Genomic DNA, 20,132 nt, shown 5'->3' with positions numbered 1-20,132 from the left:
GGTCGTTGAGGCTCTCCCCGGGGACGGTCATGAGGTATCCCCGGAGGCCCCTAAAGGTGGTCCGCCGGACGTCCGAGAAGTCAACTGCAGGACGACCGGTCTGCGCCGCCGTAGGGGGGTCCGCTGCCACCGATGATCCAGGAAGCGGCCCGGGGTGGAGAGGCGCGGGTACAGGCGGCCGACTCGCCCGCGGCGCCGAACGTGCCGACGCCAAACGAAACCGTGCCGACGCCAAGCGAAACCGTGCCGACGCCAAGCGAAACGCCGACGCCAAGCGAAACGCCGACGTCCCAGAGAGCGCCGGTCAGGGCGTTCATCGATCCGGAGCGCTTGGCCATGCTGCGGGAGCTCGACTCCTCCGGCGCCCATGCGGCCGGCATGACAGGTTCTCTGTTGCGGGACCTGGTCGACGGCTTCCTGGCCAGTGCGCCGGTCGCCGTCGCCGACCTTCGCGCTGCGGCCGAGCGCGATGATGCGACCGCCATGCAGGAGGTCGCACACCATCTCAAGGGGGCGGCGGTCACGCTCGGCCTCGCCGCCATGGCAGCCCTCTGCGCAGAGGTCGAGACGTTGGTCAGCTCTGGGGCCCTCATGTCCGCCCGCGGCCTCATCCCCCGGTTGGAAGAGGAGCTCGACGGCGCGAGGAGCGCGCTGGACGCCGCGGTGTCCAGCAGATGAGGTGAAGATCCTCGTGGTCGACGACGAGTCGCTCTCCCGGCTCGTGGTGCAGGCCGTCGTCGAGCGGCTGGGACATGAGTGCGTCGCAGCCGTGGACGGCGAGGCAGGGTGGCGCCGCTTCGTCGACGACGAGCCCGACGTGCTGATCGCCGACCGCTTGATGCCCGGGATCGACGGCCTTGAGTTGTGCCGCAGGGTGCGGGCCGACCCGCGGCCGGGCTACACCTACATCATCCTGGTGACCGTGCTGGGGGACCGCGAGGACGTCCTCCGGGGCATGGAGGCCGGAGCAGACGACTACCTGGTCAAGCCCGTGGACCCGTTCGCGCTCGAGTCCAGGCTGATCGCGGCCGAGCGGGTGACCGCCTTGCACACCGAGCTCGCCTGCTACCGCGCCGAGCTGGCGGAGCTGGCCCGCAAGGACGCCCTGACGGGCCTCGGCAACCGGCGGTCCCTCGAGGAGGACCTCGGGACCCTCCATGCCCGGAGCCAGCGCTACGGCCGTAGCTACTGCGTTGCCATGTGCGACGTCGACCGTTTCAAGGCCTTCAACGACACCTACGGGCATCAGGCCGGTGACGAGGCGCTGTCTGCGGTGGCGCGCAGGATCTCCGCCGCGGTCCGGACCGGTGACGGCGTCTACCGTTACGGAGGCGAGGAGCTTCTGCTCGTGCTGCCTGAGCAGAACCTCGAGTCGGGGCTGGTGGCGGTCGAGCGTGTTCGAGCGGTCGTGGAGCAGCTCGCCATCCCGCATGCGGCCGGGCCCGGGGGCGTGCTGACGCTGAGCGCCGGGATCGCCGCCTACCGCCCGGGCGACGAGACCACTCCTGGGAAGTTGCTCAAGCAGGCCGATGGCGCGCTCTACCAGGCGAAGTCGGCTGGCCGAAATCGAGTCTGCCAGGGTCAGGCTCCGGTTCGGGGCGGGGAGTAGGGCTGGTGGGGGAGGCCGGCCGGGCAGGCGAGGCCGTCGAGGTCGCCGCGTACCCGGGCCGGGTTGCCAGCCACCACGGCGCGCGGGGGCACGTCGCTGGTCACCACCGCGCCCGCGCCGACCAGCGCGTCCTCGCCGATCGTCACGCCGGGCAGGACGGTGACGTTGGCACCCAGCTTGGCCCCGCGGCCGACCCGTACCCCGCGCATGCACGCGGCCACGTCCGGGCAGCGCGGGAACGGGGCATTCGTCAGCACGACCCGGGGGCCGATCCAGCAGTCGTCCTCGAGCACGCAGTACTCGGGCACGAACACCCCGGTGTGGAGCCGGACCCGGTGGCCGATGCGGACGTGGTGCTCCACGACCGAGCCGGTGCCGACCGAGACGTCGTCGCCGATCTCGTTGTCCTCCCGGACCAGCACGTGGTGGCCGGTCTGGAAGCGCTCGCCGATGCGGCTGCCCGCGTACACCACGGTGTGGGAGCGGAGCAGCGCGCCCTCGCCGATCACGGTGACCGGGCCCTGGTACTCGTGGCCGTCGACCGCCTCGCGCTTGGCGGTGGCGGTGGTCGCGCCGCCGGCGGGCTCGCCCACGATGCAGTACTCGCCCACCCGGCTGCCCGCGCCGAGCCGGACCCCGTGGAGCACCAGGGCGGTGGAGGCGACCTCGGCCTCAGCCGGCGTGGAGGCCACGCGGGTCCCTCCTGCATCGCTGGCGCGGTCGGGGGCCCGGCCGGCGCTCGGCCTCAGCCGGCGTGGAGGCCACGTGGGTCCCGCTCCCGGCCAGCCGCCCCGGCCGCCCCCGCCGCCCGGGCCGTCCCCGCTGCCCCGGCCACCCCGGCCGCCCTGGCCACCCCGACCTGGAGCCCGCCCTTGTCGAGCGACTGCTGGGCGGCCTCCAGGGTGGCCACGACCCGGACCCCGTTCCAGGCGTCGGTGCGCGGGGTCGTCCCGGTCGCCACGCACTCCAGGAAGTGGTCGAGCTCGAGGGCGAGCGGCTCGGTCAGGTCGGTCCGGGGCACGTGGATGTCGCCCGAGCGGAGCCGGAACTGGTACTCGCCGAACTCGCCCACCCCGACCGGGTCGGCGCCCTTGTCGTAGACCCGGAGCTTGGCCTCGGAGTCCAGGTCGTCGAAGACGACCATGCGGCGCGAGCCGACCATGGTGGTGCGGCGCAGCTTGGACGGGTCGAGCCAGGACACGTGCACGTGGGCGAGCACGTCGCCGTCGTAGCCGAGGGTGGCGAACACCACGTCCTCCACGTCGGTGTGCAGGTAGCGGGCGCCGCGGGCGGCGACCCAGCGGGGCGCCGCCCCGACCAGGTAGTTGGCGATCGAGACGTCGTGCGGCCCGATCGACCACAGCGCGTTGATGTCGTGCTGGATGCGGCCCAGGTTCACTCGCTGGGAGTGCAGGTAGTACAGCTCGCCCAGCTCGCCCGCCTGCAGCAGCGCGCGCATCTTGGTGACGGCCGGGTTGTACTCGAAGGTGTGGCCGACCATGAGGACCCGCCCGCTCGCGCCGGCCTGCTCGGCCAGGTCGACCGCGTCGGCGGTGGTGAGGGCGAGCGGCTTCTCGACCAGCACGTGCTTGCCGGCGGCCAGGGCCAGGTGGACCAGCTCGGCGTGGGTGCGGGCGGGCGAGGCGATCACCACCGCGTCCACGCCCGGGTCGGCCAGCACGCCGTCCGGGTCAGGCACGGTCCGGACCCACGGGTAGCGGTGGGCGACCTCGGCGAGCCGGGCCGGGTCGGGGTCGACGCACGCGACCCACGACCGCCCGAGCCGCAGGTGCAGGTTGCGGGCCAGGTTCGGCCCCCAGTACCCGAAACCGAGCAGGGCGACCCTCACGTCGTCGATCGTGGCACCTCACCGCCCACCGGTCCGCCCTCCCGTCACCGGTCCGCCGCCCCGTCAGCGGTCCGCCGTCCCGCGCTCATCCTACCCATGCCGCGAGCCGCTCCACCGACTGGAAGGCCGAGACCGGGTGCACAGCCGGGTGCCCTGCTCGGGGCCAGGTGACCGGCTGCTCATGCATGCATACCGCATGCTAGGCTGCTGGCATGGGAAAGCCACTGCAGATCCGGGACGTGCCCGACGACGTGCTCGCCGCGCTGAAGGCCAAGGCCGAGCGGGAGGGCTTGTCACTGGCTGCGTACGCGCTGCGGGTGCTGGCTCGCGACGCTGAGCTGCCGACCATCGCCGATGTGCTCGCATGGCCGCAGGAGCAGGTCGACCTGACCGGCCAGCAACTCGCCGACCTCATCCGGGACGAGCGCCCCGCATGACGAGCGTGGCCGACGCCTCCATCGTCGTGGCCGCGCTCCTGTCGGAGCATGGTGGCGCGGCGCGCACGCGGCTCGCCGCCGAACCGGAGCTACACGTCCCCCATCTCATGGATCTCGAGGTGCTGTCGGCGCTGCGCGTCCTGCACCGCAACGGCTCGCTCAGCGAGCACGGCGCACGCCAGGCCCGCACCAAGCTCGGGCTGCTGCCGTTGCGCCGGTATCCCCACGGCTCGCTCCTGTCACGCGTCTGGGAGCTGCGCGACAACCTGACGGTGTACGGCGCGGCCTATGTGTCCCTGGCCGAAGCGCTTGACGCGCCGCTGCTGACCGCCGACGCCCGCCTTGCCCGCGCACCGGGAGTGCGCTGCCAGGTCGAGCTGATCGCCGGGACATAGCCCAAGGCCCGGCCGCTCACCGGCCGGGCAGCGGCGGGTGGTTCGTTAGCCTGCCGGCAGATGCCGGATCCGCTTCTCGCCGCGGACGCGACGCCCACGGTCACCGCGGCGGTCCTCCTCGCCGCCGTGCTGCACGCGGTCTGGAACGCGCTCGCCAAGCAGCTCGACGACCAGCTGGCCGGCTTCGTGCTCTTCGACCCCGGCGACCCGTCCACGGTGGCCACCGTCGAGGCCTGCGGCCACGGGGTCAGCGGGCGCGCCAGCGAAGGGGTGTGGCATGCGACACCCGCACGATCCGGGCCCGGCGCTCGAGCACGATCAGGTGGGCCTGGGTCTCGCCCAGCGCGGCCCGGCGCATGAACCCGACGATCTCCTCCCACGGCCGCGACCAGCGCAGGGCGCGCGCGACCTCCCATACGGTGGCGGCCCCGGCCGCGACGGCCGCCTGCGCCTCGTCGAGGCGCTCCTCGTGGTGGGCGAGCAGCTCGTCGACCCGGCCTGGGAGGTCGTCGAAGCGCCACTGGTGGCCGGGCAGGGCCGGCCCGGCGTACGCCTGCACCTGCTTGAGGGAGGTGAGGTAGTCGCCGAGCGGGTCGTCGGTGGACTGCGGGTGGGCCGACACGTTGGGGCTGATCCGGGGCAGGACGTGGTCGCCGGTGAGCAGGACCCCGGTGCCCTCCTCGTGGAAGCAGAGATGGCCGGGGGTGTGGCCCGGGGTGTGGACCGCGACCAGCCGCCAGCCAGGCACGTCCGGGCGGTCGCCGTGCTCGAGCAGCACGTCGGGGCGGGCGGACACCACGAACCGGCGGATCTGCATGCTGGCGCTGCGCAGCGCCTCGACCTCGCGCTCGGGCGCGCCGGTGGCCCGCAGCCATCCGGCGGTCCGGTCGAGCAGACGGTCGACCTGCTCGTAGCGGTCGTTGACGAGTGCGGCGTCGGCCGGGTGGAGCGCCACCCACGCGCCCGACAGCTCCCGCACCCGTCCGGCCAGGCCGTAGTGGTCGGGGTGGATGTGGGTGACCAGGATCCCGCGCACGCCGGCCAGGCCCGTGCCGAGCCGACCCAGACCCGCCTCGAGTGCGGCCAGCGACTCAGGCGCGTTCCAGCCCGGGTCCACCAGCACCACGCCTGCGGGCACCTCGAAGGCGTAGGCGAGCACGTAGCGGAGCGGGCTGTTGGGGATCGGCACGGGCAGGCTCCACAGGCCCGGGCGGACCTCCTCGACCGGGGGCAGGCCCGGGTGCGCTTCTTCGGCCCGGGGCAGGCCCGGGTGCGCCTCTTCGGCCGGGGGCAGGCCGCGGGGAAGCGCTTCGGCCGGGGGCAGGCCGGGCTCTTCCGGCACCTGCGCACGCTCCACGGGCTCCTCCTCGCCGGGCTGTCCCCAGCAAGGTAGCAGCCTCGTGGTCTGCCCCTGGGTGCCTTGCAGGCCTGCTCAGCTGAGCGCGGGACGGGTCGGGCGCGCCGTCTGGGCACGCTCGAGGGCCAGCGCCTCCCGCCAGCGGCCGCGCAGTATCGCCACGCCGAGCAGCGCGTCAAGCAGCAGCAACCCCCAGCTGGTGAAGCTGAACACCTGGACCTGGGTCGGGGTGGGTTCCGGCATCCGGCCCTGCTGGATCAGCAGCCACTGGACCGGCGTCGCGGTGAGCAGCAGCGTCAGCCAGACCGCGATCCCCCTGGAGGCGTCCCATAGGCCGTGCAGCAGCGCTACGACCAGGTACCAGCCGACCACCGCGCCGGTGAGCCGCAGCCGGCCTCGGGTCGCTGCCGCCCGGAACAGCACGCCACCCACGATCGCCGTCCACAGCCCGTGGCCGAGCGGGGTCAGCACGCTGCGGAGGATCTCGGTCTCGACCAGGTTCCGCAGCGACAGACCACCCAGGGTGAACATCGCGTTGAACGAGTACCCAGCCGTCTCCAGGGCGGCGAACCCGAAGCCGACGGCGGCCCCGAGCACCATCCCGTCGCGCATGGTGTACCGGGGCAGGTGCCAGGCGACCAGCCACAGGGCGGCCAGCTTGACCGCTTCCTCGATCAGCCCGACGCCGAGGTAGGTGACCAGCGCCGGCTCCTTCAGGAACTGCGCCTCAAGGATCGACGCCCCCAGCACGCCGAGCACGCCGCCGTACAGGAACGCGGTGAAGATCTGCCGGCTGGTCAGGGCCTCGTCGGCGTGCCGCTCGAAGGCGTACACGACGAAGGTGATCGGCACCAGGAAGCTGCCGAGCAGGATGATCGTCGGCACCAGGTTGGCGTTGCCCGTCCAGAAGGTGACCGCCACGGTGGCCACCCACAGCACCAGGCCGGAAAGGAAGACGCGCAGCCACTGCCGCCCGGCTTGCCTGCGGGCCCTTGTTCCGATCGCCGCGTCCGCCATGGTACCTCCTCGACCAGTCGGCCAGAACTCCTTCAGGGTTGCCCCCGAGGAGACCAAACATGCAGTCGCCTCGGGGGCAACCCTGAAGGAGGCGTGCGAGAACCCGAAGGCGGCGTGGGAGAACCCCGACCCGGGAATCGAACCGCCTCGTGCGGTCGGTCGGCGCCCTGCTCATCCTCGCCGGGCTCATCCCTCTGCTCGGCCGGCTCCGAACCCAGTCAACGTGTGATGGTCGCGGAGGTGGAACCGTTGGTCAGGGCTTTCGCCCGACTGCACAGAATTCAGACACCTCGGCGGCGTCGGCGTCGGCGGGGTCGGGTCGCCACCGCGAACACGAGACCACGCCGGGCTCCAGCAGCTCCAGGCGGTCGAAGAACCGAGCCAGCTCCTGGCGGCTGCGGTCGATGATCGGGGTTCCACCCCGCTCGTTCCACAGCCGCATGGCCTCGGCCATCGCTTCGCCGTGGACCTCTTTGGTGGGGTGGCCGATCACCAGGTAGCTGCCGGAAGGTACCGCGTCCAGGAGCCGGTTGACGATCGCGTGCGCCTCGTCGTCGTCGATGATGTGGTTCAAGATCCCCAGCAGCATGAGCGCGACCGGCTGGTCGAAGTCCAGCGTCTTGGCGGCGGCCTGCAAGATCTTGTCGGTGTCGCGCGCGTCGGCGTCGATGTAGTCGGTGACACCCTGTGGGGTGCTGGTGAGCAGGGCGCGGGCGTGCGCAAGCACGATCGGGTCGTTGTCGACGTAGACGATGCGGGACTCCGGCGCCATCCGTTGGGCGACCTCGTGGGTGTTGTTCGCGGTGGGAATGCCGGTGCCGATGTCGAGGAACTGGCGGATGCCCGCCTCGCCGGCAAGGTACCGGACGGCGCGGCCGAGGAACGCCCGGTCGGCGCGGGCGGAGTCGACGATGTCGGGGATGAAGGCACGAACCTCGTCACCGGCCTCGCGGTCGGCGGGGAAGTTGTCCTTGCCGCCCAGCCAGTAGTTCCAGACCCGAGCCGTGTGAGGAACCCCGGTGTTGATCTCGGTCGGCGCCGTGGAGCTGGGGATGGACGAACTGTCGGTCACGGTGCACCCTTCCTCGCTGTGCTGGCATCTGCTGGTAGCTGATGGTTTCCGCGAAGCGTAGCCGTCCGCGCCGCGGAAGGCCAGCCGCTCCAAGGCTGGAACCATTTCATGCATTGCCGGCGCATGGGTCGGCGTGGACCGCCGATAGAATGATGGAGGCGCCGGCGCCGGGATGCTTGCCGGGCGGCTGCCGCGGCCACGGCATCGAGGAGGTCTGGCATGTCCGAGGCGTTCACGCTCACCGAGGACCAGAAGCTGTTCCGCAAGGAGTGGCGGCGGCTGTTCGAGGACAAGTTCACCGAGCGGGCGGCCGAGATCGACCGTACGGCCGAGTTCCCCTGGGACAACTACGAGGTGCTGAAGGCCAGCGGCCTGACCGGCATCAACATCCCCGAGGAGTACGGCGGCGCCGGCGCCGACGCGGTCACCCACTCGCTGCTCATCGAGGAGCTGGCCCGGGTGTGCGCCAGCACCTCGCTGATCCCGGCCGTCAACAAGCTCGGCACCCTGCCGATCCTGTTCGCCGGCAGCGAGGAGCAGAAGCAGCGCTTCCTGCCTCTGATCGCCGACGGCACCGCGATGATCTCCTACTGCCTGACCGAGCCCGGCTCCGGGTCGGACGCCGCTGCGATGGCGTCGCGGGCGGTCCGCGACGGCGACGACTACGTGATCAACGGCACGAAGCGGTTCATCACCGGCGGCGGCGTCAGCAAGCTCTACGTCTACTACGCAGTCACCGACCCGTCGGCCGGGTCGCGAGGGATCAGCGCGTTCGTGCTCGAGGGCACCATGCCGGGCCTCGAGATCGGCAAGCACGAGGACAAGCTCGGCATCCGCGGGTCACCCACGACCGAGGTGATCTGCAACGACGTGCAGGTGCCCGCCGCCAACCGGCTCGGCGAGGAGGGGACCGGCTTCAAGCTCGCGCTCAGGGCGCTCGAGCACAGCCGGATCACCATCGGCGCCCAGGCGCTCGGCATCGCCCAGGGCGCGCTCGACTACGCCCTCGGCTACGTCAAGGAGCGCGAGCAGTTCGGCTCCCGGATCGCCGACTTCCAGGGCATCCAGTTCATGCTGGCCGACATGGCGATGCAGGTCGAGGCGGCCCGCGCCCTCATCTACACGGCCGCCGCCAAGGCCGACCGGGGCGACACCGACCTGCTGTTCTTCTCGGCCGCGTCCAAGTGCTTCGCCTCCGACGTGGCCATGCAGGTCACCACCGACGCGGTCCAGCTGCTCGGCGGCTACGGCTACGTGCGGGAGTACCCGGTGGAGCGCATGATGCGCGACGCGAAAATCACACAAATATATGAGGGCACGAATCAGGTGCTCCGCGTGGTTATGGGCCGTCACCTGCGCGACAAGCGTGATTAGGGCCGCGCAAACAGCCCCGCCAGGTAAATCACAAGCTTTAGCGTCTGCCCGCGCAGCCGCGGACCATTGCCGCGCTCCTTGAGGCTCCCGGACCCCGGACCCGGATCCCGGCCCCGCACCCTCCATGCCGCTTCCCCGCCCCGCAGCCGACGCCGCGGCCTCCCGGGCCCTTGCCATGGAGGTCATGAGCCCGGGGGCCGTTCGGCGTCCCGGGACCGCCCGGTCACTCCCTCCATCTCCCGTCCTCGTCGATGTCGAACTTGATGGACCTGAGCGCCTCCCGCACGATGCGCTGGTCGCCGAGGCGGCGGCCGACCCAGAGGGCCCCCCTCGACTCGGCGACGTCCTCGCGGTCGTGCCCGTCGCAGTGGACCAGCTCGTGCGCCAGGACCGCGGCGGACCACCGGTCTACGGTGACCTCGAGCGCCGCCGCGGTCGCCGCGGTCGCCGCCTCGTCCACCACCACCGTGCAGCTTCCGTAGTCCAGCTGGGGGTAGGCCCGTGCCTGCTCGACCCCCTTGCGAATGTCGTCGCACTCCCCCGGCAGCGACTGGCAGCTGTGGACGGTGACCGTCAACCCGAAGCGGCTCCGGTTTCCCGCCGGGAAGTCGAAGCCGAGCCTCCAGAGGATCCCGATGCCCCTGGCGAGCTGCTGGCGTGCAGGTCCGGTGGCCGCCACGTCGATGGTGGCGCCGTCGCCGAGGTTGACCGGGAAGACCAGCTCCGGGATCGTCTGGTCGACGGTGGTCGAGGTGGCCGCGGCCTCGCGCGCCCAGGGCGCGGTGTCCAGAGGCCGGACGAGCACGACCGCCGCGAGGAGGCAGCTGCCGGCGACGACCAGCCCAAGCCGCGCCCGCACCGAGCGCCGGCCCACCAGCAGCCCCAGCCATCCAGTCATGGCTGGCGGCCCGCAGCCGTCACGCGGCGGGCCTCGAGTGATGTGCCATCGCGTCTCCCCAGACGGCCACGCGCTCAGCCGATCCAGCAGGTTCGGCCCGCGGCCGGGTGGCACCAACCGCGGCAGTCACCTGGAGCATCGTAGACCGGCACCAGGTACGTCACCTTCGTCGTCCCAGGGGTCCTGCCCCTTGTGCGCGGGATTCGGAAGCATCGATGACGACCGCGAGCGTCAGCCAGGACATGACCGGCGGGATCATCGGCCGGTTCCGGTCGATGGACATCGGTGGCACGGCGGTATGAGGTCGGGGCGTCAGCAACTCCCAAATCTCCTCAGCCCGTGCCTGACATACCTTCACCACCTACCGCCGGAAGCTCTTGGTTAGCGACCGCGTGGTCGTCGTCGAAGCGGACGACGAGGCCATCTGGACTGTGCGGCGAGGCCATCGAGAACGTGCCCTCCTGGCCGGACGCGAACCACCCGCCCTCGCCCGGCAGCCGCTCGAGTAACATCAGCGCTGGTGGGGTCGGCAGTTCAGGTGAGACCACCAGGATCGTGACGACTGACATGCACGATCTTGGCAGCATGGATCCGACTCCCTCCTGTCGGATCTACTGGCGCTCTATGGTTCCGCAGGGCAGGAGGCATGTGCACACAATGCGTGACGCGACGGCGTATCCCAGGAGCAGCAGCCAGATCCAGGAGGTCGTGAGCCGGAGGGGTCTGGGGGACCCTGAGGGGGTGCTTCAATGACCACCGGGCCGGGCACAGGCGACATCGTCGCGGGGCTGCAGGAGCAGGTCCGCGAGGCGGCCAGGGCGGCCGCCGTCGGCGCGGCCGGACCGAAGTGCCCACGCGAGTCGGCCGTGACGCTCTCGCAGGCCATGGGCCTCGCCCACGCCAACCACATGGGCAACGTCCACGGCGGGGAGATCATGAAGATGATCGACACGGCCGCCGGCATCGCCGCGACCCGGCACGCCGGCGGCCCGGTGGTTACCGCGTCGCTGGACCAGATGAGCTTCCTGGACCCGGTCCACGTCGGCGACATCGTGTTCGTGCACGCCACCGTCAACGACGTCGGCCGTACCTCCGTGGAGGTCGGCGTCCGGGTCGAGGCCGAGGAGATCGTGAGCGGGAGACGCACTCACACCGCCTCGGCCTACCTGGTGTTCGTCGCGCTCGACGAGCACGGCAAGCCCCGGCCGGTGCCCGGCGTGGCCCCCGAGACCGAGGCGGAGCGCCGCCGCCAGGCCGAGGCGAAGATCCGGCGCGAGTCCCGCCTGGCCCGGGCCGAGGCGATCCGCCGCCGCCGCGACGTCCGATGAGGCGGGCCGGGGCTGCGGCCGGCGGGTGGTCGCAGCCGCTCGCGTAGAATCCTCGGAGCTTCTGACCGCGGCAGCCGGCCCCTTCGTGGCTGGTGGCTGTGGGTGGACACCGTGGAGCCGCCCGCCGGGTCGCTGGACCGGCTCACCGCCCCTGACGAGTGAGGCAGATGACCGCTGTGCCGCCGGACCTGCGCGCGCTGGACGATCCGGTGGCCGGGCCCGCCGCCAGGCGGGGGACAGCGGCCCACCTGGCCGCGTCGCTGCTGCTGGCCACGGCCGTGCTCGGACTGCTGCTGCCGTTCGCGGGCGCCGACCCGCCGGCCGGGCTGACCGGCAGCAACGCACCCTTCACCGACGAGGGGTTCAACCTGGCCAACGCCCGGAACCGGGTGCTGTTCGGCCGCTTCGGCATCGACGAGCTCGACCGGAGCCTCAGCAACGGCGCCTACAGCGCGGTCGGGGCGGCCGTGTTCCTGGTCACCCGGCCCCGGCTGGCCGCCGGCCGGGCCGTGTCCATGGTGTGCCTGGCCGCGGCCGTGCTGCTGCTCGCCCTCGGCCTGGCCGAGCCGCTCGGCCGGCCGGCGGCGCTGCTCGCCGCCGCGGCCCTCGGCGGTGCCGACCTCGCGCTCGAGCACGGCCGGCTCGCGCTGGTCGAGCCGATGGTGGTCATGCTGCTCACAGCCGCCTTCGTGCTCGCCGTCCGGTCCCGCCAGCGGCCGTCGCTCCCGGCCGGGGCCGCCACCGGCCTGCTCGTCGCCGCGGCCGTCTCGGTGAAGGCGACCGCCCTGCTGCCAGGGCTGGTGCTCCTCGGCGTGCCGCTCGCCTCCGCCCTCCGTGCCCGCGCCCGCGTTTCGCGCGCCCCGGCCGAGCGGGGATCGGGCGCAGACCCCTCCGGCGGAGCAGCCTCGCCCGACTCGGGTGGGGCACCGCCGGGTGCCGGGGTGGCGCGCGCGGCGGGTGGCGGGGTGGCGCGCGCGGCGGGTGCCGGGGTGGCGCGCGCGGCGGGTGGGACCGGCCGGGTTGCCGCGGCGCTCGCAGCGGTCGCCGCCGCGGGCGGGTCCGGGCTGGTCTGGCTGCTCGTGGTCGCCCTGCCGAACGCCGGGCGGCTGCGCACCGCGCTGCGGGTCTGGCCGCGCGTGGGCTACCCGGGCTCCCCAGGGGCGGTCGCGGCCCGGCTGGGCGAGTACCTGGCCAACTCCGACCAGGCCCTTGGCCGGTCCGCGCCGCTGCTCGCAGGCGCCGGGACCGGCCTCGTGGTGGCCGCCGCGCGCTGGCGGGCGCTCGACCCCGCCCGGCGCGAGGCGCTGGTCATGGCGGCCGGGTGGGGGGTCGGGCTGTGGGCGGCCGTCGCGGTGGGGGACTACGCCCCCAACCGCTACGTCGTCCCCGCCCTGCCCGGGCTCGCGGTCCTGGCCGGCTTCGGCCTCGCGACCCTGGCCGGCGGGGTGCCCCGGCGCGGGCTGGCCGGCGGGGTGCCCGGGCGCGGGCTGGCGAGCGGGGTGCGCCGGCGTGGGCTGGCCGGCGGGGTGGTGGTCGTGGTGCTGGGGGTCGCCGTGGCCGGGCCCGGGGTCGCGCGGTTCCTGGCCGGGTCGGACCCGGGCGCCGACCAGCGTGCGCGCGACCAGCAGATGCTGGCCGCCCTGCTCCCGGCCGGCGCGACCGTGTACGGCGCCTACGCCCCGACCCTGTTGTTCGACACCCGGCTGCGGCTGGTGACCCCGTGGCCGCCCGCCGGCGCCAACGTCCGCGACCCGGTCGGCCGGCTCGGAGTCACCCACGTGCTGTCGGGCGGGCCGGGCGACCCCACCCGGGAGGTGCCCGCCCTGCGTGGCGGGGCTCGGCTGGTCCCGCTGACACAGGTACCCTGGGCTGGACAAATGGTATGGCTCTACGAGGTCCGGCCCGAGTCGACTGGAACGACCGGATGATGCGCGGTTGTGCAACGTCCGGATAATTGAGTAGCGTCACGCTCGAGAAGCGCCCCCACACGGCAGGTTCCCTCGCATGAACGAAGACGTCGCGCCACGGGTGATCGTGGTCATGCCCGCGTACAACGCGGCCAGGACCCTCGTGCGCACCTACTCCGACATCCCCGCCGAGGTCGTCCACCACGTGATCCTGGTCGACGACGTGTCCAGGGACGACACCGTGGCGGTGGCCAAGCTGCTCAACATCCATGTGGTCGTCCACCGCCAGAACCTCGGCTACGGCGGCAACCAGAAGACGTGCTACGACACCGCCCTGGCCGAGGGCGCCGACGTGGTGGTCATGCTCCACCCCGACTACCAGTACGACGCCACCCGCATCCCCGACCTGATCGCCCCGATCGTGGCCGGCGAGACCGACATGATGCTCGGCAGCCGCTTCCTCGGGGACCCGCTGGCCGGGGGCATGCCGCGCTGGAAGTACGTTGCCAACCGCTTCCTCACCACGGTGCAGAACCGCGCGTACGGGCTCGCCCTGTCGGAGTACCACACCGGCTTCCGCGCCTACTCCCGCAAGGTGCTCGAGACGATCGACTACCGCGCCAACTCCGACGACTTCGTGTTCGACCAGGAGCTGGTCGGCCAGGTCGTGCGCGCCGGCTTCCGCATCGGCGAGGTCCCGGTGCCGACCCGCTACTTCGCCGAGGCCAGCTCGGTGAACTTCCGCCGCTCGACCGTGTACGGCCTGTCCACCCTGCGCTCGCTGCTGCGGCACCGGTCGGCGGTGCGGGCCGCGCCGACCACCACCCGTCACGGCACCCCCGCCGGCGAGCGCTGACCGGGCCGCGTCAGGGCGGCGGCCACGGCCGCAAAGGCGCTGCAAAGACGGAGCCGACCCTGCTTGCCGGCTGAGAAGAGGGGAGCGAGCTTGAAGATCGGCTTGGCCGTCTCGGACTTCACCTGGCCAGGAGGGCCGCAGGGCATCGGCCCGAGGTCCCGGCGGTCTCGGAGCTGGCGCCGGCGGGCCGGTAGTCAGGAGGCCGGGACCCGGGCGACGCAGAGGAGCGACTGCCCGAACCGGGGGTGGAAGCGGCGTTCCAGCACCCGCTGGGCAGGGATCACCACGCGGTCGTAGAGGCGGACCAGGGTCGGCGTGGGCCGGCCCTGGCGTCCCACCCGGACCGCGGCCCACCAGGCCACGCCGCCCAGGAAGTTGACCGGCCGGACCAGCTCGGGCCGGAGGCCGGCCGCCTCGACGACCTCCCGCAGCGCCTCCGGGGTGTAGCGGCGGCCGTGGCCGAGGGCCTGGTCGAACGGGCCGGCCAGGTGGGGGAAGCCGGGCACGACGAGCACCACCCGGCCGCCAGGCACGGCCGCGTCGGCCATGGCGCGCAAGGCCTCCACCTCGTCGGCCATGCGCTCGAGGAGGTTGATCGCGACCACGGTCTCGACCGGGTCGCCGACCTTGAGGTCGCCGGGGTCGCCGGGCGCCACCTCGACGCCAGGCCGGCGGCCGAGGCGCTCCTCGAGCGCGCGCAGGCAGACGGGGTCGCCGTCGGCCACGACGAGCCGCTCCCGGTCGGCGAGCTGGACCGAGAAGTCGCCCAGGCCGGCGCCGACCTCGAGCACGCTCGCCCCGAGGTAGGGGGCGACCAGCCCGTGCAGGTAGCTGCGGTAGCGCTTGGCGGCGGCGAGGTCCTCGAGGCCCCGGGCGTGGATGGTGGCGCCACCCCCCAGCGTCCGGTCGACCCCAGGGGCGTCAGGGGCCCGGCGGGAGGCCGGGCCCAGGTCCCCGCCTGGGGGGCGGCGCCACCGGTACCGCACGATCGCCCCGGCGGCCAGGAAGCCGTCGCGGAAGTGGATCTTCTTGCCCTCGGCGTAGGTGCGGGCCCGGTAGCTGATCGGCACCTCGAAGATGACCAGCCCCCGGTGCAGGAAGTGGCTGGTCAGCTCCATCTCGACCGTGAACGACTTCGCGGTCAGGTGCAGTCCCTCGAACGCGCGCCGGGTGAACACCTTGTAGCCGGTGTACACGTCGGACAGGTAGCGGTTGAACGCCACGTTCACCATCAGGTTGAGCAGCCGGTTGGCGACGCGGTGGGAGTAGTACAGGCCGGCCGCCGAGCCCTTGAACCGGTTGCCGTAGACGACCTCGAACTCGCCGTCCAGGATCGGCTTGACGAGCGCTGGCAGGTCGGCGGGGTGGTACTCGAGGTCGGCGTCCTGGATGCAGAGGATGTCGCCGGTGGCCGCCTCCAGGCCGGTCTTGACCGCGGCTCCCTTGCCTCGGTTGCGCTCGTGGACGATGAGCCGCACGTCGTCGCGGGGCAGCGGGTCGAGCAGGCTGCGGGAGGCGTCGGTGGAGCCGTCGTCCACGAAGACCAGCTCGGTCTCGAGCCCGAGGGCGGCGAAGTCCACGGCGAGGAGCCGCTCGATCACCGTCGGCAGCGTCCGGAGCTCGTTGTAGAACGGGACGACGACCGACAGCTTCAAGAGCCGACCTTTCTGCAATGTCATGCCTCTGCAATGTCATGCCGAAAAACAGCGGGCGCAGGGTACCACACCAACCGAGTCCCGCCGCCGACGTATGCTGAGTCGGCATGAGGCCCTCCGTACTGACTCCCGACCCCGCCGCGCCGGCGACCGAACATGCCCGACCACCACAGACGGGCACGCGACCCGCCAGGCGGTGGCGAGGGCTGCACTGGCTGCTGACGGTTCCGCTCGTGCTCGAGGCGTGGCTCGTCGTCCAGTACCTCATGGGGCAGGTGACGCGGCCACTCTGGTATGACGAGCAGTGGCGCGCGTACCACTTCTCGCTCTCCGGGCCGGATTTCTGGACCGGCATCCGCGAAGCCAACGCGCCGCTCGCGGCTGGCTGGGTCGCGCTCGAGAAGCTCTCGATCGGGCTGCTCGGCAACCGCGAGGTCCCCCTGCGCCTGCCCGGGGTCATCGCCTTCCTCGCGGTCGGCGTGGCCACCTACGCGCTCGCCCGCCGCTTCCTGGGCACGCCAGGCAGCTTCCTCGTCGCCGTCGGCGTGGTCGTCAACGCGAACGTCCTCGAGTTCGGCCTGCAGCTCAAGCCGTTCGGTCTCGAGGTCCTCGCCGCCGAGCTGGCGGTGCTGCTCTGGCTGGACGCCGACGGGCCTGGGAGGGGGCTGGCCGGGCGGCTGGCCAGGTACGCCGGGATGGGGCTGTGCGCCGTGACCGGCACCGCGGCCACCTTCGTCGTGGGTCCGCTGCTGCTGGTGGACGGCGTCCGGCTCGCCCGGGAGCGGACCCTGGGCCGGCTCCTGCCGCCGCTCGTGGCCGGCACGATCACCCTGATCCACCTCAAGGGGTTCGTGCTCCTGCAGACCAAGCAGACCGAGGGCGACTACTGGAACCCGTACTTCCTGCCTGGCGGGTCGCTCGGGGAGAAGGTCGGGTTCACCCTGGACCGCCTGGCCGGCTTCGTGCCCCGGGTGCTGACCGCCGACCTCGCGTCGTCGAGGCGAGGCGTCACCGGCTCGCTCACCTTCGGTGAGGCTGCCGCGTCCATGCTTACCCCGTTCATGGTCGTGGCCCTGGCCCTCGGGGTCGTGGCCGCGCTGCGGTCGCGTCCTGGCCGAGCGCTCCTGGCCGTGCTGCTGCTGTCGCTGGCCGCCCAGCTCGCCGCCTCGTCGATGCGGATGTGGCCGTTCGGGTTCGTGCGGACCAACCTGTTCCTGGTGCCGTTCGCCTACCTGCTGGCCGGGATGGGCGTGGCCTGGCCCCTGTCGGCCCTGCTGCGCCTGGCCGGCCGCCGCGCGCCGGCGCGCACCTGGCTCGAGGCCGGGACCGTGGCGCGCTGGGCGATGCGGCGCCTCTGGACCCTGTGGCTGGCCGCGCCGGAGCGGCTCGCCCCCCTGATCGCGCCCGGGCGGGTCAGGCGGCTCGCGGGCCGGTCGCTCGCGCGCTGGCCGGCCGCGGTCGCGCTCGCCGTGCTCGGCGCCGTGGCCGCCGTGAACCTCGTCTCGGTCGGCGAGGTCAGCGTCGGCCGGATGCGGCTGGTCGAGCGGTACAGCAGCTCGGTGCCGTTCGGTGGCGAGCTGCGCGGCCTGGTCCGCAACGCGCGCCTGCGCACGGGCCCGACCGACCTGGCCGTCCACGTCGGCGCGATGACCACCAAGGGCTGGGACTATTACATGCGCCCCGACTACGACGGCTACTCGGCGGCGGTGCGCCCACGATCCTCCATCCCCCCGGAGCGGACCATCACCGCGGCCGACCCGGCCGCGCTCGCCGGCTTCCTCACCCGCCACCCGAGGGCCAGGTGCGTGTTCGTGGTCATCCAGCGGGGGGAGACGGCCGACGAGGTCAACGAGGTCTACCGGGCGCTCAGGAAGGCCGGGTACACCGAGGTGGTCACCCGCGACCAGCTGGGCCCGTCCATGGTGGTCCAGGTCACCCGCGAGCCGGGGGCGCCGCGTTGACCCGGGCGGCCCGTGTATCCTCCGGGCCATTCGAACAGCGGAGACCAGCGCGGAGGTTGCTCGTCGTGGCCCAGGACCCGGCCGTCCCCGAGACGCCAGGCATCGTCATCGGAAACACCACGCCGAAGTACACGGCGAAGAACCCGGCCATCCGCAAGCTGACCGAGCGCTGGGTAGCGAACCTGGAGGGGATCTTCGACCGGGTCGCCCGCGACGCAGAGGGCGCCCCCAAGCGAGCGCTCGAGGTCGGCTGCGGCGAGGGCGTGATCGCCGGCAAGCTGCACCGCCGCTGGGACGAGGTGGTCGCCCTCGACCTGCCCGACGCGGGCCTTCGGGCCGACTGGAAGCAGTACACCGGCCCGCGCTTCCTCCACGCCAACGCCCACGCGCTGCCCTTCGAGGAAAACCAGTTCGACCTGGTCGTGGCCGTCGAGGTCCTCGAGCACCTGGACGACCCCGTCCAGGGCCTGCGCGAGATCGCCAGGGTCGGGTCCAGGCACATCGTCCTGTCGGTGCCCCGCGAGCCGGTCTTCCGGACCTGCAACCTGATCGCCGGCCGCTACCTCAAGGACCTCGGCAACACTCCCGGCCACCTCAACCACTGGTCGAAGGCGGGCTTCGTCAAGTTCGTCTCGACGGTGGCCGACGTCCGCGAGGTGACCTCGCCCTTCCCCTGGACGACGATCTGGGCCGTGCTGCCGGTGTGACCCGGCCCGGCCGGGCGGGCCGAACGGGTCGTGCCGGGCCGCTCCGGACGGTGGCTCTCAGTCCCGGACGGTGGCTCTCAGTCCCGGACGGCCTCGTGGCCGGGGGTCGCTGCGGCCGCCTCGGGGACCCGGCCCGGACGCTTGCGCGCGCCCAGGAACGCGAGGACCCCCCAGGCGACGTCCCCGACGGTGATGAGCAGTCGCGACACCAGCGCGATCACGGTGACCTGGGCGGTCGGCAGGGTGGTGCCGAGCAGCACGATGAACGCGGCCTCTCTGGGCCCGGCGCCGGCCGGGGCCACCAGCAGCATGAACCCGATCGACCAGGAGGCGGCGAACACGCCGGTCGAGCGGAGCAGCAGGGCCAGTCCGTCGCCGCCCAGGTCCAGGGCGAGGGCCCAGGTGTGGACGCCGAACAGCGCCCACATGGGCAGGCACCAGAACGCGGCCCGCGCGGTCCCGCGCAGGGTCAGCGGCTGCGGCATCGGGTCACGCCGCATGGCCCGCAGGGCGAGCCCGAGCCCCCAGTTCAGCACCGCCGGGTGCATGGCGACCAGGGCGGCGGGCAGCACGGCCAGCGCCCACCAGTAGCGCCCGAACGCCTGGGCGCCGAGGAAGGGCAGGGTGGCCACGCCGATGACCAGCCCGGTACCGAGCACCAGCAGCATGAACACGCCCGCTGCGGCGCCGGAGGAGCGTTTGGGCACACCGTACTGGGCGCCGAGCCGGGTCTGGGTGAGGATCGGCCAGAGCTTGCCCGGCAGGTACTTGCCGAGTTGGCCGACGAAGAAGATCCGCATGCCGCCGCTCACCGGCACCCGCGACCCGAAGTCGGCCAGCACCGCTCGCCAGCACAGGAAGCTGCACCAGATCGCGCCGAGCGCAGCCACCATGGACAGGCCGATCGCCGCGACCGAGAGCCGGCCGGCGTAGTCGCGCACGCTGTCCCAGCGCTTGGCCACCGCGTAGGCGATGAACACGACGAACGCGGCCATGACGAGTACCTGCGCCGCCGTGCGCAGCGGTCGCGCGCGCGCGCGGCGCCCAGGGTCGGGTGCGCCTGCCCGGGTCACCCGCACTGCGCCTGCCGGGGTCACCGGCGCTGCGCTCTCCGGGGTCACCGGCGCGCCGTCCGCCTGCGTGGCCTCCGGGCGGCGCCCGCCGAGGGTCATGGGCGTCCCGCTCCGGTCCGGGCGGGAGCGGGGCAGAGGGGCACGCCGAAGCGACGCTCCCAGGCCGAGGCGAGCGGCCCGGGGAGCCGGTCGAGGTCGCAGGCGACGGCGCGCAGGCGGCCCAGGTCGAGCCCTGAGGCGGCGCCCGCCTGGTCGTCGAGCAGGGCCTCGGCCTGGTCGACGCCGAGCACGGCCACGGCCACCCGCTCGTCGGCCACCCGCTTCCAGAACGCAGCCGGCCGGAACGCCTGCTCCACCACCACCCCGGCCCCGGCCAGAAACGGCGCGACCAGGCCGGTCACCGTGCCCAGGGCCTGGTGGGCGGGCAGGCCGGCGAGCACCCGGTCGGTGTCGCCCAGACCGAGCCCCGCGGCCGTGCCGGCCCCCCAGGCGAGCAGGTCCCCCTGGGTGAGCGGGACGCCGTCCCAGCCGTCGCCGGGCAACAGGGCATCGTCGCCGACCGAGGTGCGGTCCCCGTCGAACATGTCGCCCATGCCGGGCACGACCAGCGAGAAGTCCAGGGCCCTGGTCTCGCCCG

Annotated in this window: 20 protein-coding genes and 1 pseudogene; 11 read left to right on the top strand and 10 right to left on the bottom strand. The window is 73.0% G+C overall.

All coding sequences use genetic code 11. The features are described 5' to 3' along the window. Window positions 1–132: 132 nt before the first annotated feature. Window positions 133–678, top strand: a complete 546-nt coding sequence (locus VG276_07765; GenBank protein ID HEV8649289.1) for an Hpt domain-containing protein — start codon at window positions 133–135, stop codon at window positions 676–678. 1 nt (window position 679) lies between these two features. Beyond that, entirely contained in the window at window positions 680–1,609 is a 930-nt protein-coding gene (locus VG276_07760; protein HEV8649288.1) for a diguanylate cyclase, read from the top strand. Here the strand turns inward: VG276_07760 and VG276_07755 are convergent. Together VG276_07755 and VG276_07750 are read right to left on the bottom strand one after the other, a co-directional pair. Further along, complete coding sequence (locus tag VG276_07755; GenBank protein HEV8649287.1) at window positions 1,582–2,301, bottom strand: acyltransferase; 720 nt, start codon at window positions 2,299–2,301, stop codon at window positions 1,582–1,584. The genes VG276_07760 and VG276_07755 overlap by 28 nt on opposite strands. A gap of 53 nt (window positions 2,302–2,354) precedes the next feature. Then, a complete protein-coding gene (locus VG276_07750; GenBank protein ID HEV8649286.1) occupies window positions 2,355–3,458 on the bottom strand; it encodes a Gfo/Idh/MocA family oxidoreductase in 1,104 nt (367 codons plus the stop codon). Between the two features lie 212 nt (window positions 3,459–3,670). On the opposite strand from VG276_07750, the gene VG276_07745 reads away from it, so the two are divergent. From VG276_07745 to VG276_07735, 3 genes and pseudogenes are all read left to right on the top strand, one after another. Beyond that, window positions 3,671–3,895 (top strand): antitoxin, encoded by a 225-nt coding sequence (locus VG276_07745; protein HEV8649285.1) that lies wholly within the window; start codon window positions 3,671–3,673, stop codon window positions 3,893–3,895. Beyond that, window positions 3,892–4,290, top strand: a complete 399-nt coding sequence (locus tag VG276_07740) for a type II toxin-antitoxin system VapC family toxin (protein HEV8649284.1) — start codon at window positions 3,892–3,894, stop codon at window positions 4,288–4,290. Before VG276_07745 ends, VG276_07740 begins: the two co-directional genes overlap by 4 nt. A gap of 60 nt (window positions 4,291–4,350) precedes the next feature. Next, window positions 4,351–4,482 (top strand): annotated as a pseudogene (locus tag VG276_07735) (EamA family transporter). 55 nt (window positions 4,483–4,537) lie between these two features. Here the strand turns inward: VG276_07735 and VG276_07730 are convergent. From VG276_07730 to VG276_07720, 3 genes are all read right to left on the bottom strand, one after another. Further along, window positions 4,538–5,647, bottom strand: coding sequence for an MBL fold metallo-hydrolase (locus tag VG276_07730; protein ID HEV8649283.1), 1,110 nt, complete (start codon window positions 5,645–5,647; stop codon window positions 4,538–4,540). A gap of 75 nt (window positions 5,648–5,722) precedes the next feature. Then, a complete protein-coding gene (locus VG276_07725; protein ID HEV8649282.1) occupies window positions 5,723–6,664 on the bottom strand; it encodes a PrsW family intramembrane metalloprotease in 942 nt (313 codons plus the stop codon). Between the two features lie 253 nt (window positions 6,665–6,917). After that, window positions 6,918–7,718 carry an SAM-dependent methyltransferase gene (locus tag VG276_07720; protein ID HEV8649281.1) on the bottom strand — a complete coding sequence of 267 codons (801 nt, stop codon included), beginning with the start codon at window positions 7,716–7,718 and terminating at the stop codon, window positions 6,918–6,920. A gap of 237 nt (window positions 7,719–7,955) precedes the next feature. On the opposite strand from VG276_07720, the gene VG276_07715 reads away from it, so the two are divergent. Beyond that, window positions 7,956–9,110: an acyl-CoA dehydrogenase family protein gene (locus VG276_07715; GenBank protein HEV8649280.1), complete on the top strand. Its 1,155-nt coding sequence runs from the start codon at window positions 7,956–7,958 to the stop codon at window positions 9,108–9,110. A 223-nt stretch (window positions 9,111–9,333) separates the two neighbouring features. Here the strand turns inward: VG276_07715 and VG276_07710 are convergent, their stop codons facing one another. Together VG276_07710 and VG276_07705 are read right to left on the bottom strand one after the other, a co-directional pair. Further along, window positions 9,334–10,008, bottom strand: coding sequence for a hypothetical protein (locus tag VG276_07710; GenBank protein HEV8649279.1), 675 nt, complete (start codon window positions 10,006–10,008; stop codon window positions 9,334–9,336). A 332-nt stretch (window positions 10,009–10,340) separates the two neighbouring features. Beyond that, window positions 10,341–10,577 (bottom strand): hypothetical protein, encoded by a 237-nt coding sequence (locus VG276_07705; protein ID HEV8649278.1) that lies wholly within the window; start codon window positions 10,575–10,577, stop codon window positions 10,341–10,343. A 180-nt stretch (window positions 10,578–10,757) separates the two neighbouring features. Between VG276_07705 and VG276_07700 the strand changes: the two genes are divergently transcribed. The 3 genes from VG276_07700 to VG276_07690 all read left to right on the top strand — a co-directional run bounded on the left by VG276_07700 (window position 10,758) and on the right by VG276_07690 (window position 14,099). Continuing rightward, on the top strand, window positions 10,758–11,336 hold the full coding sequence (locus tag VG276_07700) for an acyl-CoA thioesterase (GenBank protein HEV8649277.1): 579 nt from the start codon (window positions 10,758–10,760) through the stop codon (window positions 11,334–11,336). Window positions 11,337–11,503: 167 nt separating this feature from the next. Beyond that, complete coding sequence (locus tag VG276_07695; protein HEV8649276.1) at window positions 11,504–13,264, top strand: hypothetical protein; 1,761 nt, start codon at window positions 11,504–11,506, stop codon at window positions 13,262–13,264. Window positions 13,265–13,340: 76 nt separating this feature from the next. Continuing rightward, on the top strand, window positions 13,341–14,099 hold the full coding sequence (locus VG276_07690) for a glycosyltransferase family 2 protein (protein ID HEV8649275.1): 759 nt from the start codon (window positions 13,341–13,343) through the stop codon (window positions 14,097–14,099). Window positions 14,100–14,293: 194 nt separating this feature from the next. Here the strand turns inward: VG276_07690 and VG276_07685 are convergent, their stop codons facing one another. After that, window positions 14,294–15,754, bottom strand: a complete 1,461-nt coding sequence (locus tag VG276_07685) for a glycosyltransferase (GenBank protein HEV8649274.1) — start codon at window positions 15,752–15,754, stop codon at window positions 14,294–14,296. 233 nt (window positions 15,755–15,987) lie between these two features. On the opposite strand from VG276_07685, the gene VG276_07680 reads away from it, so the two are divergent. Further along, complete coding sequence (locus VG276_07680; GenBank protein ID HEV8649273.1) at window positions 15,988–17,715, top strand: hypothetical protein; 1,728 nt, start codon at window positions 15,988–15,990, stop codon at window positions 17,713–17,715. Window positions 17,716–17,780: 65 nt separating this feature from the next. Continuing rightward, window positions 17,781–18,422, top strand: a complete 642-nt coding sequence (locus VG276_07675) for a class I SAM-dependent methyltransferase (protein ID HEV8649272.1) — start codon at window positions 17,781–17,783, stop codon at window positions 18,420–18,422. 77 nt (window positions 18,423–18,499) lie between these two features. Here the strand turns inward: VG276_07675 and VG276_07670 are convergent, their stop codons facing one another. After that, window positions 18,500–19,594, bottom strand: coding sequence for a lysylphosphatidylglycerol synthase domain-containing protein (locus VG276_07670; protein HEV8649271.1), 1,095 nt, complete (start codon window positions 19,592–19,594; stop codon window positions 18,500–18,502). After that, a partial coding sequence (locus tag VG276_07665) for an AMP-binding protein (protein HEV8649270.1) occupies window positions 19,591–20,132 on the bottom strand: 542 nt, incomplete at its 5' end. The genes VG276_07665 and VG276_07670, both read right to left, overlap by 4 nt.

It is taken from the genome of Actinomycetes bacterium, from assembly GCA_036000965.1.
Lineage (GTDB): Bacteria > Actinomycetota > CALGFH01 > CALGFH01 > CALGFH01 > DASYUT01.
Note: the sequence above shows the minus strand (reverse complement) of the source record. Positions and strands in the feature narration are given on the sequence as shown.

What these genes read in the sequence shown, in the direction of transcription:
- VG276_07765 (HEV8649289.1), top strand. Translation starts at nt 133, where the DNA reads ATGATCCAGGAAGCGGCCCGGGGTGGAGAGGCGCGGGTACAGGCGGCC.
- VG276_07745 (HEV8649285.1), top strand. Translation starts at nt 3,671, where the DNA reads ATGGGAAAGCCACTGCAGATCCGGGACGTGCCCGACGACGTGCTCGCC.
- VG276_07740 (HEV8649284.1), top strand. Translation starts at nt 3,892, where the DNA reads ATGACGAGCGTGGCCGACGCCTCCATCGTCGTGGCCGCGCTCCTGTCG.
- VG276_07725 (HEV8649282.1), bottom strand. Translation starts at nt 6,664, where the DNA reads ATGGCGGACGCGGCGATCGGAACAAGGGCCCGCAGGCAAGCCGGGCGG.
- VG276_07715 (HEV8649280.1), top strand. Translation starts at nt 7,956, where the DNA reads ATGTCCGAGGCGTTCACGCTCACCGAGGACCAGAAGCTGTTCCGCAAG.
- VG276_07710 (HEV8649279.1), bottom strand. Translation starts at nt 10,008, where the DNA reads ATGACTGGATGGCTGGGGCTGCTGGTGGGCCGGCGCTCGGTGCGGGCG.
- VG276_07705 (HEV8649278.1), bottom strand. Translation starts at nt 10,577, where the DNA reads ATGTCAGTCGTCACGATCCTGGTGGTCTCACCTGAACTGCCGACCCCA.
- VG276_07700 (HEV8649277.1), top strand. Translation starts at nt 10,758, where the DNA reads ATGACCACCGGGCCGGGCACAGGCGACATCGTCGCGGGGCTGCAGGAG.
- VG276_07695 (HEV8649276.1), top strand. Translation starts at nt 11,504, where the DNA reads ATGACCGCTGTGCCGCCGGACCTGCGCGCGCTGGACGATCCGGTGGCC.
- VG276_07690 (HEV8649275.1), top strand. Translation starts at nt 13,341, where the DNA reads ATGAACGAAGACGTCGCGCCACGGGTGATCGTGGTCATGCCCGCGTAC.
- VG276_07670 (HEV8649271.1), bottom strand. Translation starts at nt 19,594, where the DNA reads ATGACCCTCGGCGGGCGCCGCCCGGAGGCCACGCAGGCGGACGGCGCG.